This is a genomic window from Agreia sp. VKM Ac-1783, from assembly GCF_900177765.1.
In the GTDB taxonomy this organism is placed as follows: Bacteria; Actinomycetota; Actinomycetes; order Actinomycetales; family Microbacteriaceae; genus Agreia.
Map to the genome: position 1 here is coordinate 802,034 of NZ_FXWI01000003.1, position 13,354 is coordinate 815,387.

General features: G+C 65.1%; 14 protein-coding genes and 1 tRNA gene. 9 read left to right on the plus strand and 6 right to left on the minus strand.

Annotated features, from left to right (window positions below):
- Window positions 1–29 precede the first annotated feature (29 nt).
- Window positions 30–1,448, plus strand: coding sequence for a cysteine--tRNA ligase (gene cysS / locus CCK87_RS13500; RefSeq protein ID WP_086461863.1), 1,419 nt, complete (start codon window positions 30–32; stop codon window positions 1,446–1,448).
- Window positions 1,441–2,472, plus strand: a complete 1,032-nt coding sequence (gene rlmB / locus CCK87_RS13505; protein ID WP_086461864.1) for a 23S rRNA (guanosine(2251)-2'-O)-methyltransferase RlmB — start codon at window positions 1,441–1,443, stop codon at window positions 2,470–2,472. Before cysS ends, rlmB begins: the two co-directional genes overlap by 8 nt.
- A gap of 67 nt (window positions 2,473–2,539) precedes the next feature.
- On the opposite strand, the gene CCK87_RS13510 is transcribed toward rlmB, so the two are convergent.
- Together CCK87_RS13510 and ugpC are read right to left on the minus strand one after the other, a co-directional pair.
- Window positions 2,540–3,847 (minus strand): DUF4032 domain-containing protein, encoded by a 1,308-nt coding sequence (locus tag CCK87_RS13510; protein WP_086461865.1) that lies wholly within the window; start codon window positions 3,845–3,847, stop codon window positions 2,540–2,542.
- A 165-nt stretch (window positions 3,848–4,012) separates the two neighbouring features.
- Window positions 4,013–5,116, minus strand: a complete 1,104-nt coding sequence (gene ugpC, locus CCK87_RS13515) for a sn-glycerol-3-phosphate ABC transporter ATP-binding protein UgpC (RefSeq protein ID WP_086461866.1) — start codon at window positions 5,114–5,116, stop codon at window positions 4,013–4,015.
- 232 nt (window positions 5,117–5,348) lie between these two features.
- Between ugpC and CCK87_RS13520 the strand changes: the two genes are divergently transcribed.
- Window positions 5,349–6,266, plus strand: a complete 918-nt coding sequence (locus CCK87_RS13520; RefSeq protein ID WP_086461867.1) for a thioredoxin domain-containing protein — start codon at window positions 5,349–5,351, stop codon at window positions 6,264–6,266.
- 60 nt (window positions 6,267–6,326) lie between these two features.
- A tRNA-Thr gene (locus CCK87_RS13525) sits at window positions 6,327–6,402 on the plus strand.
- Window positions 6,403–6,773: 371 nt separating this feature from the next.
- On the opposite strand, the gene CCK87_RS13530 is transcribed toward CCK87_RS13525, so the two are convergent.
- The 3 genes from CCK87_RS13530 to msrB form a co-directional block, all read right to left on the minus strand.
- Window positions 6,774–7,949: an MFS transporter gene (locus CCK87_RS13530; RefSeq protein ID WP_249273910.1), complete on the minus strand. Its 1,176-nt coding sequence runs from the start codon at window positions 7,947–7,949 to the stop codon at window positions 6,774–6,776.
- Between the two features lie 187 nt (window positions 7,950–8,136).
- Complete coding sequence (locus CCK87_RS13535; protein WP_249273890.1) at window positions 8,137–8,685, minus strand: nitroreductase family protein; 549 nt, start codon at window positions 8,683–8,685, stop codon at window positions 8,137–8,139.
- 4 nt (window positions 8,686–8,689) lie between these two features.
- Window positions 8,690–9,091 (minus strand): peptide-methionine (R)-S-oxide reductase MsrB, encoded by a 402-nt coding sequence (gene msrB, locus CCK87_RS13540; protein WP_086461868.1) that lies wholly within the window; start codon window positions 9,089–9,091, stop codon window positions 8,690–8,692.
- A gap of 83 nt (window positions 9,092–9,174) precedes the next feature.
- Between msrB and CCK87_RS13545 the strand changes: the two genes are divergently transcribed.
- The 5 genes from CCK87_RS13545 to groL all read left to right on the plus strand — a co-directional run bounded on the left by CCK87_RS13545 (window position 9,175) and on the right by groL (window position 12,893).
- A complete protein-coding gene (locus tag CCK87_RS13545; protein ID WP_249273891.1) occupies window positions 9,175–9,645 on the plus strand; it encodes a GNAT family N-acetyltransferase in 471 nt (156 codons plus the stop codon).
- 102 nt (window positions 9,646–9,747) lie between these two features.
- Window positions 9,748–10,050 carry a DUF3263 domain-containing protein gene (locus tag CCK87_RS13550; protein WP_249273892.1) on the plus strand — a complete coding sequence of 101 codons (303 nt, stop codon included), beginning with the start codon at window positions 9,748–9,750 and terminating at the stop codon, window positions 10,048–10,050.
- Window positions 10,051–10,066: 16 nt separating this feature from the next.
- Window positions 10,067–10,699, plus strand: a complete 633-nt coding sequence (locus CCK87_RS13555; RefSeq protein ID WP_086461869.1) for a LytR C-terminal domain-containing protein — start codon at window positions 10,067–10,069, stop codon at window positions 10,697–10,699.
- A 186-nt stretch (window positions 10,700–10,885) separates the two neighbouring features.
- Window positions 10,886–11,089, plus strand: a complete 204-nt coding sequence (locus CCK87_RS13560) for a cold-shock protein (protein WP_086461870.1) — start codon at window positions 10,886–10,888, stop codon at window positions 11,087–11,089.
- Window positions 11,090–11,273: 184 nt separating this feature from the next.
- Window positions 11,274–12,893 carry a chaperonin GroEL gene (groL, locus tag CCK87_RS13565; protein ID WP_086461871.1) on the plus strand — a complete coding sequence of 540 codons (1,620 nt, stop codon included), beginning with the start codon at window positions 11,274–11,276 and terminating at the stop codon, window positions 12,891–12,893.
- Window positions 12,894–13,023: 130 nt separating this feature from the next.
- Here groL and CCK87_RS13570 read toward each other — a convergent pair whose 3' ends face one another.
- Window positions 13,024–13,314: a WXG100 family type VII secretion target gene (locus CCK87_RS13570; RefSeq protein ID WP_086461872.1), complete on the minus strand. Its 291-nt coding sequence runs from the start codon at window positions 13,312–13,314 to the stop codon at window positions 13,024–13,026.
- Between the last annotated feature and the right edge of the window lie 40 nt (window positions 13,315–13,354).

Sequence of the window (13,354 nt, forward strand, 5' to 3'; positions counted from 1 at the left end):
ACGACTGCTGCGCCGCCTAAACTAACTGGGTGGCGCTTCGACTGTATGACTCGAGAAGTCGGACCTTGTCCGACTTCGTCCCCCTCGTTCCTGACCAGGTGGGAATATACGTCTGTGGACCCACGGTGCAGTCGTCGCCGCACATCGGACATCTCCGCAGCGCACTGGTCTACGACCAGCTCCGCCGCTGGCTGGCCCACTCGGGACACCATGTCACTTTCGTTCGCAATGTCACCGATATAGACGACAAGGTGCTGGTCAACGCGGCCGGCAGTGACGAGCAGTGGTGGGCCCTGGCCTACCGCGTCGAACTCGAGTTCACCGCTGCCTACAACGCCATCGGAGTGCTCCCGCCCACGTATGAACCCCGCGCGACCGCCAGCATCCCCGAGATGCACGAGATCATCGGCAGGCTCATAGCGAAGGGCTATGCCTATCCGGCCGACGATGAATCGGGCGACGTGTACTTCGACGCCCGGGCGTGGCCGCACTACGGCGAACTCACGCACCAGAGTCTCGACGACATGGCGCCGGCGGCCGATTCCGATCCTCGTGGCAAGAGAGATGTTCGCGACTTCGCTCTGTGGAAGGGACGCAAGCCCGAAGAGCCGGAGTCGGCATCATGGCAGAGCCCGTGGGGCGCCGGACGTCCCGGCTGGCACATCGAGTGCTCGGCCATGTCGACCAAGTACCTCGGCGCTCAGTTCGATATCCACGGTGGCGGCATCGATCTGCGGTTTCCCCATCACGAGAACGAACTGGCGCAGTCGACGGCCGCCGGCGACCCGTTCGCGAACTACTGGCTGCACAACGGACTCGTCTCGGTGTCCGGACAGAAGATGTCCAAGTCTCTCGGCAACTCGATCTTCGCCGCCGAGCTCATCGCGTCGGCGCGCCCGCTCGTGCTGCGCTACTACCTCGGTGCGGCCCACTACCGCTCGACTCTCGAGTTCCACGATGGAGCCCTCGCCGAGGCAGAGGCCGCGCTCGGTCGCATCGAGGGTTTCCTCGACCGTGCCGAGCGTCGTCTCGAAGACACGCGCTTCGCGTCCGACGCCGTGCAGATCATGCCCGACGAGTTCGTCGCGGCCATGGACGACGACCTCGGTGTGCCTCAGGCCCTCGGAGTGCTGCACGACACCGTGCGTGCAGGCAACGCCGCCCTCGACAACGAAGACCTGGTCGAGGCCGCACACGCGCTGGGGGCCGTCATCGCGATGACGAGCGTCCTCGGCATCAACCCCCTATCCAGCGAGTGGTCGACGAGTTCGAGCGGAGCGACCGACGTCGCGCTCGCTGCGCTCGTCGAACGACTGCTCGAAGACCGCCAGGCTGCACGGGAAGGCCGTGACTTCGTCACGGCCGACCGAGTTCGTGACGAACTGAACGCAGCCGGCATCACTATTGAAGACGGTCCCTCGGGATCGCATTGGAGTCTCGATGGCTAAATCAGGAGCGAACAAGCCCACACGGGCCGGCGCAGTACGCAAAGCGAGCCGCGGAAAGGCCGTGGGCTCGGGCGGCCAGGGGCGCCAGGCGCTGGAAGGCAAGAAGCCGACGCCGAAAGCGGAGGACCGCCCGTACCACCCCGCCGGAAAGGCCAAGGCTGCCAAAGAGCGGTTCATCGCGGCCGGTGGCAAGGGTGGCCGCGGAGGCAGCAGCCGAGGCGCATCGCAAGACCCGAACCGCAAGCCGGCTCCTCGCCGGAGTGCGAAGAACGAAGAGTTCGAGGTCGTGACCGGCCGCAACTCGGTCGTCGAGGCGCTCCGCGCCAAGATTCCGGCGACGGCCCTCTATCTCGCGACTCGAATCGACATGGACGAGCGCGTCAAAGAGGCCTTGGCGCTGGCGACGAACCGCGGCATCCCGATTCTCGAGGTCATGCGCCCCGAGCTCGACAGGCTCACGAGCTTCGATTCCGTGCACCAGGGGCTCGCGCTCAAGGTTCCGGCGTACGAGTACGCTCATCCGGTAGACCTGCTCGACGAGGTTATCTCACGCGGTGAGACGCCTCTCTTCGTCGCTCTCGACGGCATCACCGATCCCCGCAACCTCGGCGCGATCATCCGCTCGACCTCAGCGTTCGGCGGCCAGGGTGTCATCGTGCCCCAGCGGCGATCCGTGGGTGTCACGGCGTCGGCCTGGAAGACGTCTGCCGGAGCGGCCGCGCGCACTCCCGTCGCCATGGCCTCGAACCTCACGGCCACGCTCAAGGCGTTCAAGCAGAAGGGCGTCTTCGTGATCGGCCTCGACGGCGGGGGAGACGTCTCACTGCCCGGTCTCTCGTTCGCAGACGGACCGGTCGTCATCGTCGTGGGCAGCGAGGGCAAGGGATTGTCCCGTCTCGTCACCGAGACCTGCGACGCGGTCGTGTCGATCCCGATCACCGCGGCCACCGAATCGTTGAACGCCGGAATCGCGGCGAGCGTCACACTCTACGAGATCTCCCGGCTGCGCGCGGCCAAGAAGTAGACGGTTGCGCTGATCGAGTAGCCCGCTTGCCGCGGCCGCGCGGCTACTCGATCGGCGCAGAACCGCACTAGACCTTGAGGCGCCAGTCCTCGTCGTCTTCTGCCTGCACGGCGACCGAACCCGTCTGCACATCGATGGGCAGCGTGATCGTGCCCGTGGGCGGATCGATGACCGTGGCCTCGTCGCGCCGGTGGCGGAGCACGTCGTTGATGTAGGCGTTAAGAGCCTCTGCCAAAGGAATGTCTCGCCCCTGCTGCTCGCTCATGAACCAGCGGTGTTCGAGCAGCTGATGGAACAGCTCGGCCGGCTCGAGTTTGCGCTTCAGATCGCGCGGAACGCTGCGCACGACGGGTTCGAATACCTTGGCGACCCAGTCGTGGGCCATCATCTCCTCGTCGTAGTCGTCTTTGCTGTAGCGGGCGCTGAAGTCGTCGAGGTCGTTGAGCAGGCGTCGGGCCTGATTCTCCTGGGCGTCGACACCGGTGAGCCGCAGCAGTCTGCGCTGGTGGTGGCCCGCATCCACGACCTTCGGCTGGATGCGCACGGTCGTGCCCTCGTCGTCGGTCTTGATGTCGAGTTCTTCGATGTCGAAACCGAGTTCGTTGAGCCGGTCTACGCGTTGGTTGATTCGCCAGCGCTCGCTCGATGAGAACGACTCCTTGCCTGTGAGCTCGGTCCACAGCGTTCGATAGGCGGCGAGGATGCCGTTGCTCACCTTGATCGGGTCGAGTTCGTCGTCGACGCGCCCGCCCGCCTCGAGGTCCATCAGTTCGCCGGCGATGTTGACGCGAGCGATTTCCAGGTCGTTCTCGCGCTGGCCGTTCGAGAGTCCGCCCGAGAAGAGCTTGCCTGTCTCGGCGTCGACGAGGTAGGCGGCGAAGGCGCCGGCATCGCGGCGGAAGAGCGTGTTCGAGAGAGAGACGTCACCCCAGAAGAATCCGATGACGTGGAGGCGCACGAGCAGCAAGGCGAGGGCGTCGACGAGACGGGTCGCGGTGTCGGGTCGCAGCTGCTGCGAGAAGAGCGCGCGGTAGGGCAGAGAGAATTTGAGGTGTCGAGTGACCAGAACGCTCGGCAACGGCTCGCCATCGTCGTTCGTGCGATCGGTGATCACCGCGAGGGGATCGACGCAGGGGATCTCGAGGCTCTGCAGCAGGCGGAGCATCTTGTACTCGCCGCCCGCCATGTCATCCGTCGTCTCCTTGATCGCGATGACGTGACCGCTCAGGTGAGCAAAGCGCACCAGGTGACGGGACAGGCCCTTCGGGAGGGCGGCGATGTACTGGTCGTCCCACTCGCCGAGGGGAACGTCCCACGGCAGGTCGAGCAGGGCGGGGTCGGTGATGGCCGACGTGATGGTGAGAGAACCCCTCATTGCTGCTCCTTGCTGGTGTGCGAGATCGAACGCGGTCTGAAGCGCGCGATGCGGATGGTGCCACGACAAACAGATCGAGCTCGTCGCCTGCGCACCGTGCCGTTGGGCCGGTGCATCAAGCGACGAGCTCGACTGTGGTGTTCGTGAGAAGTAGTCGGTCGGAGACTAGCTCGAGACGACTGCCTTGTTGCCGAGGCGTTCGCCCGACTCGGTGTCGAACACGTGCACGTGGTTCGGCGTGGCCGTCAGGTACACGGTGTCGCCGAGCGACGGGTGCGAACGGCCATCGACGCGGGTGACGATGTCGGTGCGCTTGCCGTCGATCTCGGAGTGGCCGTAGAGGTATCCGTCGGCGCCGAGCTCCTCGACGAGGTCGACCTCGACCGCGAGGCCCTGGCCCTGGGTGGTCGAGACGATGATGTCTTCGGGGCGCACGCCCACGGTGACGCTCTTCGCGGTGGCCTGCGACAGCGTCTCGCGGTCGACGGGAACGACCGACGAACCGAACGCGATGCCACCGTCGACGATGTCGGCGTTGAACAGGTTCATGGCGGGGCTGCCGATGAAGCCGGCGACGAACACGTTGTTCGGCTTCTCGTACAGGTCGCGCGGGGTGCCGACCTGCTGCAGGATGCCGTCCTTGAGAACCGCGATGCGGTCACCCATGGTGAGGGCCTCGGTCTGGTCGTGAGTGACGTAGACGGTGGTGACGCCCAGGCGGCGCTGGAGCGACGCGATCTGGGTACGCGTCTGAACGCGGAGCTTGGCGTCGAGGTTCGACAGCGGCTCGTCCATGAGGAACACCTGGGGCTGGCGCACGATGGCGCGGCCCATGGCGACGCGCTGACGCTGGCCACCAGAGAGGGCCTTCGGCTTGCGGCTGAGGTACGGCTCGAGGTCGAGGAGCTTTGCCGCCTCGAGAACGCGAGTTGCGCGGTCTTCTTTGCCGACGCCCGCGATCTTGAGCGCGAAGCCCATGTTCTCGGCGACCGTCATGTGCGGGTAGAGAGCGTAGTTCTGGAAGACCATGGCGATGTCGCGGTCTTTCGGGGGAACGTCGGTGACGTCGCGGTCGCCGATGAGGATGCGACCTTCGTTGACCTCTTCGAGGCCAGCGAGCATGCGCAGGGTGGTCGACTTGCCGCAGCCGGAGGGCCCGACCAGAACGAGGAACTCGCCGTCGGCGACCTCGAGGTCGATCTTGTCGACCGAGGCGCGGGTTGCACCGGGATAGATGCGGGTAGCTTTGTCAAAAGTGACAGATGCCATGGGTGTTAATCTCCTTCACCGGCAGGTACGTGCCGGACGATCCGTTGTGATGGATTGAACTGAACCGACATCAGTGGCGGTCCACCGCTCATTATGTCACGGATCGCGGCCCCCGAATGAGGCACCCCTGCGCCCCTGTTTGGATATTTCCCAGTTAGGCCCTCTACGCTGGAGTTTCCGGCCGCTTTCGGCCCGATCGATTTTCTCTTCTCTCACCCGGAGTTCTACACGTATGTCTTATGGCTCAGCCGGAGATGGTCGTCTCTCTAAGAACGAACGACGCGAAGCCGCACGCGAAAAGGCGAAGGTGCTTCGCGAGCAGCAGCGCAAGAAAGACATCCGCAACCGGATCTTCCTCTTCGGAGGCCTCGGAGTCGTCGTCATCGCGATCGGCATCGCCGTCACGCTGATCATCGTCAGCGCTATCAAGCCTGCAGGTCCCGGCCCCATGAACATGGCCAGCGACGGCGTCACGGTGAGCAAGGGCTTCGTCGCTACGACGGCCCCGTCGCAGCCGGCCGATGCCGCCCCCGCTGTTCCGACGCCCGACTACTCGAACGGCGTCGTCGATATTCAGGTCTACGTCGACTACCTCTGCCCGTTCTGCGGTCAGTTCGAGTCGACCAACGCCGAACAGATCGGCCAGTGGATCGATTCGGGCGCTGCGACACTCACCACGCATCCGCTCGCCATCCTCGACCGTGGGTCGCTCGGCACGAAGTACTCGACGCGCTCGGCCAACGCTGCAGCCTGTGTCGCCAACTACTCGCCCGACAGCTTCTACGCGTACAGCGCGCTGCTCTTCAAGAACCAGCCTGCAGAGAATACAGAGGGCCTCGACAACGCTGCCCTCAAGGGCTACGTCACCGACGCCAAGTCCGACAAGGTCTCGCAGATCGAGAAGTGCATCGACGACACCGAGTTCAAAGACTGGGTCAGCGCCTCGACCGCTCGAGCTCTGAAGGGCCCGCTGCCCAATACCAAGGTCGAGAAGGTCGAAGGAACGCCGACGGTCTTGGTGAACGGACAGCAGTACTCGGGTTCGCTGACCGACGCCGACGCGTTCTCCGCCTTCGTTCTGCAGGTCGCCAGCGAGGCCTACTCCACGGCTACGCCCGCTCCGACGCCCGAGCCCACCGTCGCGCAGTAGCGCGACACCGGGAGCGCCTCGCTCGACCGCCGCACATGGCTAGAATGAGGTGTTCCATCTGCCGGCGTGGCGCAATTGGTAGCGCACCGCTCTTGTAAAGCGGGGGTTACGGGTTCAAGTCCCGTCGCCGGCCCCACACACCGACCTAGCCAACCGAGACGGTTGGCTTGGGTGACGCACAACGCTGGCGCGTTGTGGGGTTCAAGTCCCGTCGCCGGCCCCACACACCGACCTAGCCAACCGAGACGGTTGGCTTGGGTGACGCACAACGCTGGCGCGTTGTGGGGTTCAAGTCCCGTCGCCGGCCCCACAGTCCCGAAATGCCCTCGTATCTCCCACGATGCGGGGGTATTTCCTGTCGTGGGCGTGGTCTGGCGTGACCCCGCCTTTTGTGTAGCCGCTGAGATGGCGCAAACGGCGGCGCGACTGAGGCCTGATGCAGCCATTCGCGCCATCTCGGGCCGCATCCTCGCGCCGCCTTCGCGCGGGGTGCGGTGACGGTACGACTTAGTGCGCGCTGCGGACGCGGCGGTGATCCAGTCCGAGCGAGACGAGAAGGATGCTCACGCCGGCGATCGACAGGCCGATGCCGACCCAGGCGGGCGCGATGTATCCGAATCCCGCGGCGATAACGACGCCGCCGAGGAACGCGCCGAGCGAGTTGCCGAGGTTCAGAGCCGAGTGGTTGAGCGCCGCAGCGATCGATTGGGAGTCGTGCGCGACATCCATGAGTCTGGCCTGAATGGTCGGCGACGCGGCCGAGACGAACGCGCCGATGAAGAAGATCGAGATGAAGAGCCCCGGTGCGCTCGCAGCGGTGAGACCGAAAGCCAAGCACGCCAGGCCGATGCCCGGCATGAAGATGAGCAGAGCGCGAGCGACCGATTTGTCGGCCGCCCAGCCGCCGATGAAGTTTCCGATGGTCATGCCCACACCGAACGTCACGAGCACGAGTGGGACCACTCCGGCGCCGAGACCTGTGACATCGGTCACGACCGGCGCGATATAGCTGTATACGGCGAACATGCCGCCGAAGCCGATGGATGCCATGGCGAGCGTGAGCCAGATCTGCGGGCGCGAGAATGCCCTCAGCTCGTTGCGGATCGTGCTCTCGGGATTGCCCGCCTGGAACGGCACCGTCGCGAGAATCGCCACGAGGGTCGCCGCGAAGATCACTGTCACGAGCCAGAATGAGCTGCGCCAGCCGAAGTTCTGGCCGAGATATGTTCCGATCGGAACGCCGATGACGTTCGCGATCGTGAGACCCGAAAGCACGAAGGCTACTCCGCGGGCTCGTTTGCCCGGACCCATGAGCGTGGCAGCGACCAGCGATGCGATGCCGAAGTATGCGCCGTGCGGCAGGCCAGAAACGAAGCGCGCGGCGAGGACCCAGCCGAACGATGGCAGCACCGCGGTGGCGAGGTTGCCGATGACGAAGCACGCGACCAAGACGGTGAGCAGGCGCTTGCGAGGCCAGCGGGCGGCAGCGGCCGCGATCGTGGGCGCTCCCACGACGACGCCGAGAGCGTAGGCGGAGATGAGGTGGCCGGCGGTGGCATTCGCGTCGGCGGAATTCGAGGCGTACAGCGTCGGGAGGAGATCCTGTGCGATGTTCGGCAGCAGCCCCATCGAGACGAACTCGGTGACCCCGATGCCGAAGCCACCGAGGGCGAGCGCGAGCAAGGCGAACCATCGGCGCCGCGGCGAGTACTGAAGATGCCCGAGGCGCGATGAACCGTCCGCGGCGGAGCCCCCGTCGCTCACGGTGCCGGTGGGCCGGATGGTCTGGGTGGGTGCGTCGGATTCAGTCACGAGACCTCGATTCTATCCCGTGGAGGGCCGGGGTTCGAATCGATTCGACCGCCGTCGGTTACAGCGTCGAGACGTGCCTGCGCGCATCGATCCGTGAGCGGCGGCGCTCTCTCGGGCGATCAGGGTGTCGACCGGTGTAGATCCAACCGAGCATCTGCTCACCCGGCCCGAGACGGTGCGCGATCCGCACTGCCTCGCTACGGGTCTGGATGCCCGTGCGCCACATCGCGCCGTAGCCGCGTTCGTGCAGTAGAAGGGTGAGCGCGTGGGCGACGCCGGATGCTACGGCCTCCTGCTCCCAGTAAGGCACTTTCACACTGGGTCGGGGTGAGACGACCACGGCGAGCAGCAGGGGCGCCCTGAACGACTTGCGGATGCTCTTCTCGGCGTCGTGCCCGTGCAGTCCGGATGCTGCGGCGAGGCTCTCGCCGACCGTCCCGCGGGAGTCTCCTCGGATCTCGATGACGCGCCAGGGTGCCAGTCCGGAATGGTCAGCGACCTGGCCGGCGGCCTCGACCAGCTCGAGGATCTCGTCGTGGCTGGGCGCCTCATCGGTGACCTTCGAGCTCGAGCGTCGCTCGTGCAGGGCATCGAAGACGGATGCCACGGCGCTACTCGGCGGGATCGAACTCGAGGGAGATCGAGTTCATGCAGTAGCGGTCGCCCGTGGGCGTCTGCGGAGCGTCATCGAAGACATGGCCCAGGTGGGAGCCGCAGGCGGCGCAGCGCACCTCGGTGCGCACCATGCCGAGCGTCGAGTCGGTGATGAGTTCGACGGCGTCGGTCGACGACGGATCGTAGAAGCTCGGCCAGCCGCAGTGGGAGTCGAACTTCGTCGTGCTGCGGAAGAGTTCGGCGCTGCAGCCCTTGCACCGGTAGATGCCCTCGCGGCCCTCATCGAGCAGCTCGCCGGTCCATGGCCGCTCGGTAGCGGCCTGACGCAGCACCGCGTACTCGTCGGCCGACAATTCCGCACGCCAGTCCTGATCGCTCTTCTGAACGTCGTAACTCATCGAGATGACACTCCTTCTTCCCCTTCCGATCGCGGTGTCGCGTTCAGTGAGGCTCTTCCATCATCACAGTAAACTTCTGGCTCATGCCCCTCGAACCCACACCCCCGATCGTTCAGAAGAGCTGGAGCGAGCTGACCACAGCCGAGCTCTACGAGATCATCAAGCTGCGCACCGATGTGTTCTTCGTCGAGCAACGAGTAAGCGAGAGCGAACTCGATCGTCGCGACAGCGAGCCGACCACGCAGCACCTGTGGATCCCCGGCGAGAACGGCGACGTGGCCGCCTACCTTCGCGTGCTGCGTGACGAGGTCGCGGAGTACGGCGACGCGTATCGGCTGCCGGGCCGCGTGGTCGTCGGTGCCGCCTACCGGGGCAGAGGCCTCGCCCAGCGCCTGCTCGCCCGGGTCGTCGAGCTCTACGGAGCCGAGTCCATGCTGTTGCATTCCCAGAGCTATATCCAGAGCCTCTACGCCGCGTTCGATTTCGTCGTGGTGGGGGACGAGTTCATCGAGGGCGGTATCCCGCATCGCACCATGTTCCGCGCCGCAAGGTAAGCATCGCGGCATGCCCTGCTCATTCGGCGGATGCAGAGGATGCAAACCATAGGATGTGACGATCGGGGGCCGGACGGTTCCCAGGCACGATATGGAGGCCGCGTGGGAGCCGCGAAGAATCTCGACGAGCAGCAGGCGGGCGACGGCGCGACCCCGAACCTGAGTGCTCGCGACGTCGCGATCCTGGCGTTCGAGCGCACCTGGTGGAAGCACGCTGGCGCCAAGGAGCAGGCCATCCGCGACGAATTCGGGCTGTCGGCAGCCCGCTACTATCAACTGCTGGGCGCTCTCATCGATTCGCCCTCCGCCCTCGCCCACGATCCGATGCTCGTCAAGAGACTTCATCGTGTGCGGGATGCCAGGACGGCGGCGCGTTCAGTTCGCCTCACGTCCCTCGACGATTAGGACCCGAGACCACACCATGGCCAAGCCTCCATCGGATCGATTCGATACCATCCCTGCCGACCTCCATCGCACCGGCGCGCACCGTGGCGCGCGGCGCAAGGGCCGGGGGTGGATCGCGTTCGCCTGGGCGGCTCTGGCCACGGGTGTCATCGTGGCCGGAGGCGTGATCACTCTCGCGGTCATCAACGACAGCATCAAATTCGACGATCTACTCGGCGGTACGACGGCATCGACGCCCACCCCGACTCCCACTCCTACTCCAGAGGTCACGCCGGTCCTCGACCCTGCCGTCACCGTGACCGTGCTCAACGGCACCGAAACGGTCGGCCTCGCCGCGAACGTCGGCGAAGCGATGCGCGACGCCGGATGGGCGGGCATCGGATCGACCGCCAACGCGAGTGCCACCGACTTCAAGACGACCACGGTCTACTACGTCGACCCGGCGCAGGAGGCTGCCGCCCTCGGGCTGGCGGACTCGCTCTTCGCAAAGGCCACGGCCGACGCGTCGGCCAATGGAGTGACCCTGTCGATCACCTCGATCAGGGTCGAGCAGTCCGACCAGTTCCAGGGCGCTCAGCTCACCGTCGTGCTCGGCGCGGACTTCGTCGAACCGTCTGTGGACGGCTCGACAGACGAGCCGGTGCAGTAGCCCTGACGGGTCAGGATTCTGGCTCCATATTTCCGCGATGTTTCGGTCATGTTGAGATGCGGAAACGGATGTTCCGTTTCGCTGTCAACGCCTGAATTCGCGTCAGTCCGCTGATTAGTATCGGCCTTGGTCGCCCGTGTTCCTGCGGGTGTCCTGACGACACACATTCGGCAATGGGGAGTAACAATGGCGAACGGAACCGTGAAGTGGTTCAACGCTGAAAAGGGCTACGGTTTCATCACCGTCGACGAGGGAGGACAGGACGTCTTCGTGCACTACTCGGCGATCGAGATGGGCGGCTACAAGGTGCTCGAGGAGGGCCAGCAGGTCATCTTCGAAGTAGGTACCGGAGCGAAGGGGCCCCAGGCCGAAGCCGTCAGGCTCGCCTAGGTCACGTCATCGCACAACGCATCGCCGAGAAGCGACGCCCGACACTCTGAACGCCGTCCGCGAAAGCGGGCGGCGTTCGTCGTTGCAGCTTGCACTCGCCTGCCCTGAGTGCCAATATTGTCTTAGCACTCTCTCCAATGGAGTGCTAATTCTTTGATTGTCTCCGGGAGGGACAGAAACACTTATGGCAAAGATCATTGCTTTCGATGAAGAGGCCCGTCGCGGCCTCGAGCGTGGACTGAACATTCTGGCCGACGCTGTCAAGGTCACGCTCGGCCCGCGCGGTCGTAACGTCGTCCTCGAGAAGAAGTGGGGCGCTCCCACCATCACGAACGACGGTGTTTCGATCGCTAAAGAGATCGAGCTCGACGACCCGTACGAGAAGATCGGTGCAGAGCTCGTCAAGGAGGTCGCCAAGAAGACCGATGACGTCGCCGGTGACGGTACGACCACGGCCACCGTGCTCGCTCAGGCACTCGTCCGCGAAGGCCTGCGCAACGTCGCGGCCGGCGCCGACCCCATCACGCTGAAGCGCGGCATCGAGAAGGCCGTCGCCGCTGTGACCGCCGAGCTCGTCGCCAACGCGAAAGAGATCGAGACGAAGGAAGAGATCGCCGCTACCGCGTCCATCTCCGCCGGAGACCCCGAGATCGGCGCATTGATCGCCGAAGCGATCGACAAGGTCGGCAAAGAGGGCGTCGTCACCGTCGAGGAGTCGAACACGTTCGGCACCGAGCTGGAGCTGACCGAGGGTATGCGCTTCGACAAGGGCTACCTGTCGCAGTACTTCGTCACCGACCCCGACCGCCAGGAAGCCGTCTTCGAAGACCCCTACATCCTGATCGTCAACAGCAAGGTCTCGAACATCAAGGACCTGCTGCCGATCGTCGACAAGGTCATCCAGAGCGGCAAGCAGCTGCTCATCATCGCCGAAGACGTCGACGGCGAGGCCCTGGCCACGCTCGTGGTCAACAAGATCCGTGGCATCTTCAAGTCGGTCGCCGTCAAGGCTCCCGGCTTCGGTGACCGCCGCAAGGCTCAGCTGCAGGACATCGCGATCCTCACCGGTGGCCAGGTCATCTCTGAAGAGGTCGGCCTCAAGCTCGAGAACGTGACCCTCGACCTGCTGGGTAAGGCCCGCAAGGTCGTCATCACGAAAGACGAGACCACGATCGTCGAGGGTGCCGGCGACGCCGACGCTATCGCCGGACGCGTTCAGCAGATCCGCAACGAGATCGAGAACACCGACAGCGACTACGACCGTGAGAAGCTCCAGGAGCGCCTCGCGAAGCTCGCCGGTGGAGTCGCCGTCATCAAGGCCGGAGCTGCCACCGAGGTCGAGCTCAAGGAGCGCAAGCACCGCATCGAAGACGCTGTGCGCAACGCCAAGGCAGCCGTCGAAGAGGGCATCGTCGCCGGTGGTGGCGTCGCCCTCATCCAGGCCGGCAAGACCGCGTTCGAGAAGCTCTCGCTCACGGGTGACGAGGCGACCGGTGCGAACATCGTTCGCGTCGCCATCGACGCTCCGCTCAAGCAGATCGCTCAGAACGCCGGCCTCGAGCCTGGCGTCGTCGCAGAGAAGGTTCGCAACCTGCCCGTCGGACACGGCCTCAACGCCGCGACCGGCGAGTACGTCGACATGCTGGCCGCCGGCATCAACGACCCGGTGAAGGTCACGCGCTCCGCGCTGGTCAACGCCGCGTCGATCGCCGGTCTGTTCCTCACCACCTCGGTGGTCGTGGCAGACAAGCCCGAGAAGGTTGCGGCTCCGGCCGGCGACCCCACGGGTGGCATGGACTTCTAAGTCCCCTCGTCTGATCAGACCGTGGTCTGAAGAGACAAGACACAAGCGGGCGACTCCTTCGGGAGTCGCCCGCTTCGTCGTATGCGGCGACTAAACCGGGGCCCTGCCTGCTACACAGAGGCCCTGCCTGCTACACAGAAAACATACGCACATTCTGCAGTTCGACGTCGGCGTAGGTCTGCGCCGCCGCCGACAGCGCCTGTGTGATCGAGGCGAGGCTCTCTTCGACCCGGGTCTGGGTGCCCCGCCAGTCGAGCACGACGGCCTGAAACGCCACCGCTGCCTGGCCAGTCCAGCTGCCTTCGAGAGAGGTCAGCTGGCCGTGCATCGCGGTGACGTCGGCCTGGATGCGTTCGATGGTGCTGCGGATGGATGAGGCGCTGGCGCTGACCGCCTCGCTGTCGACCTGGTACTGGCTCATGATGGATGCCTGCTCTTTCGTCTCTGCTTCACTGACGCCG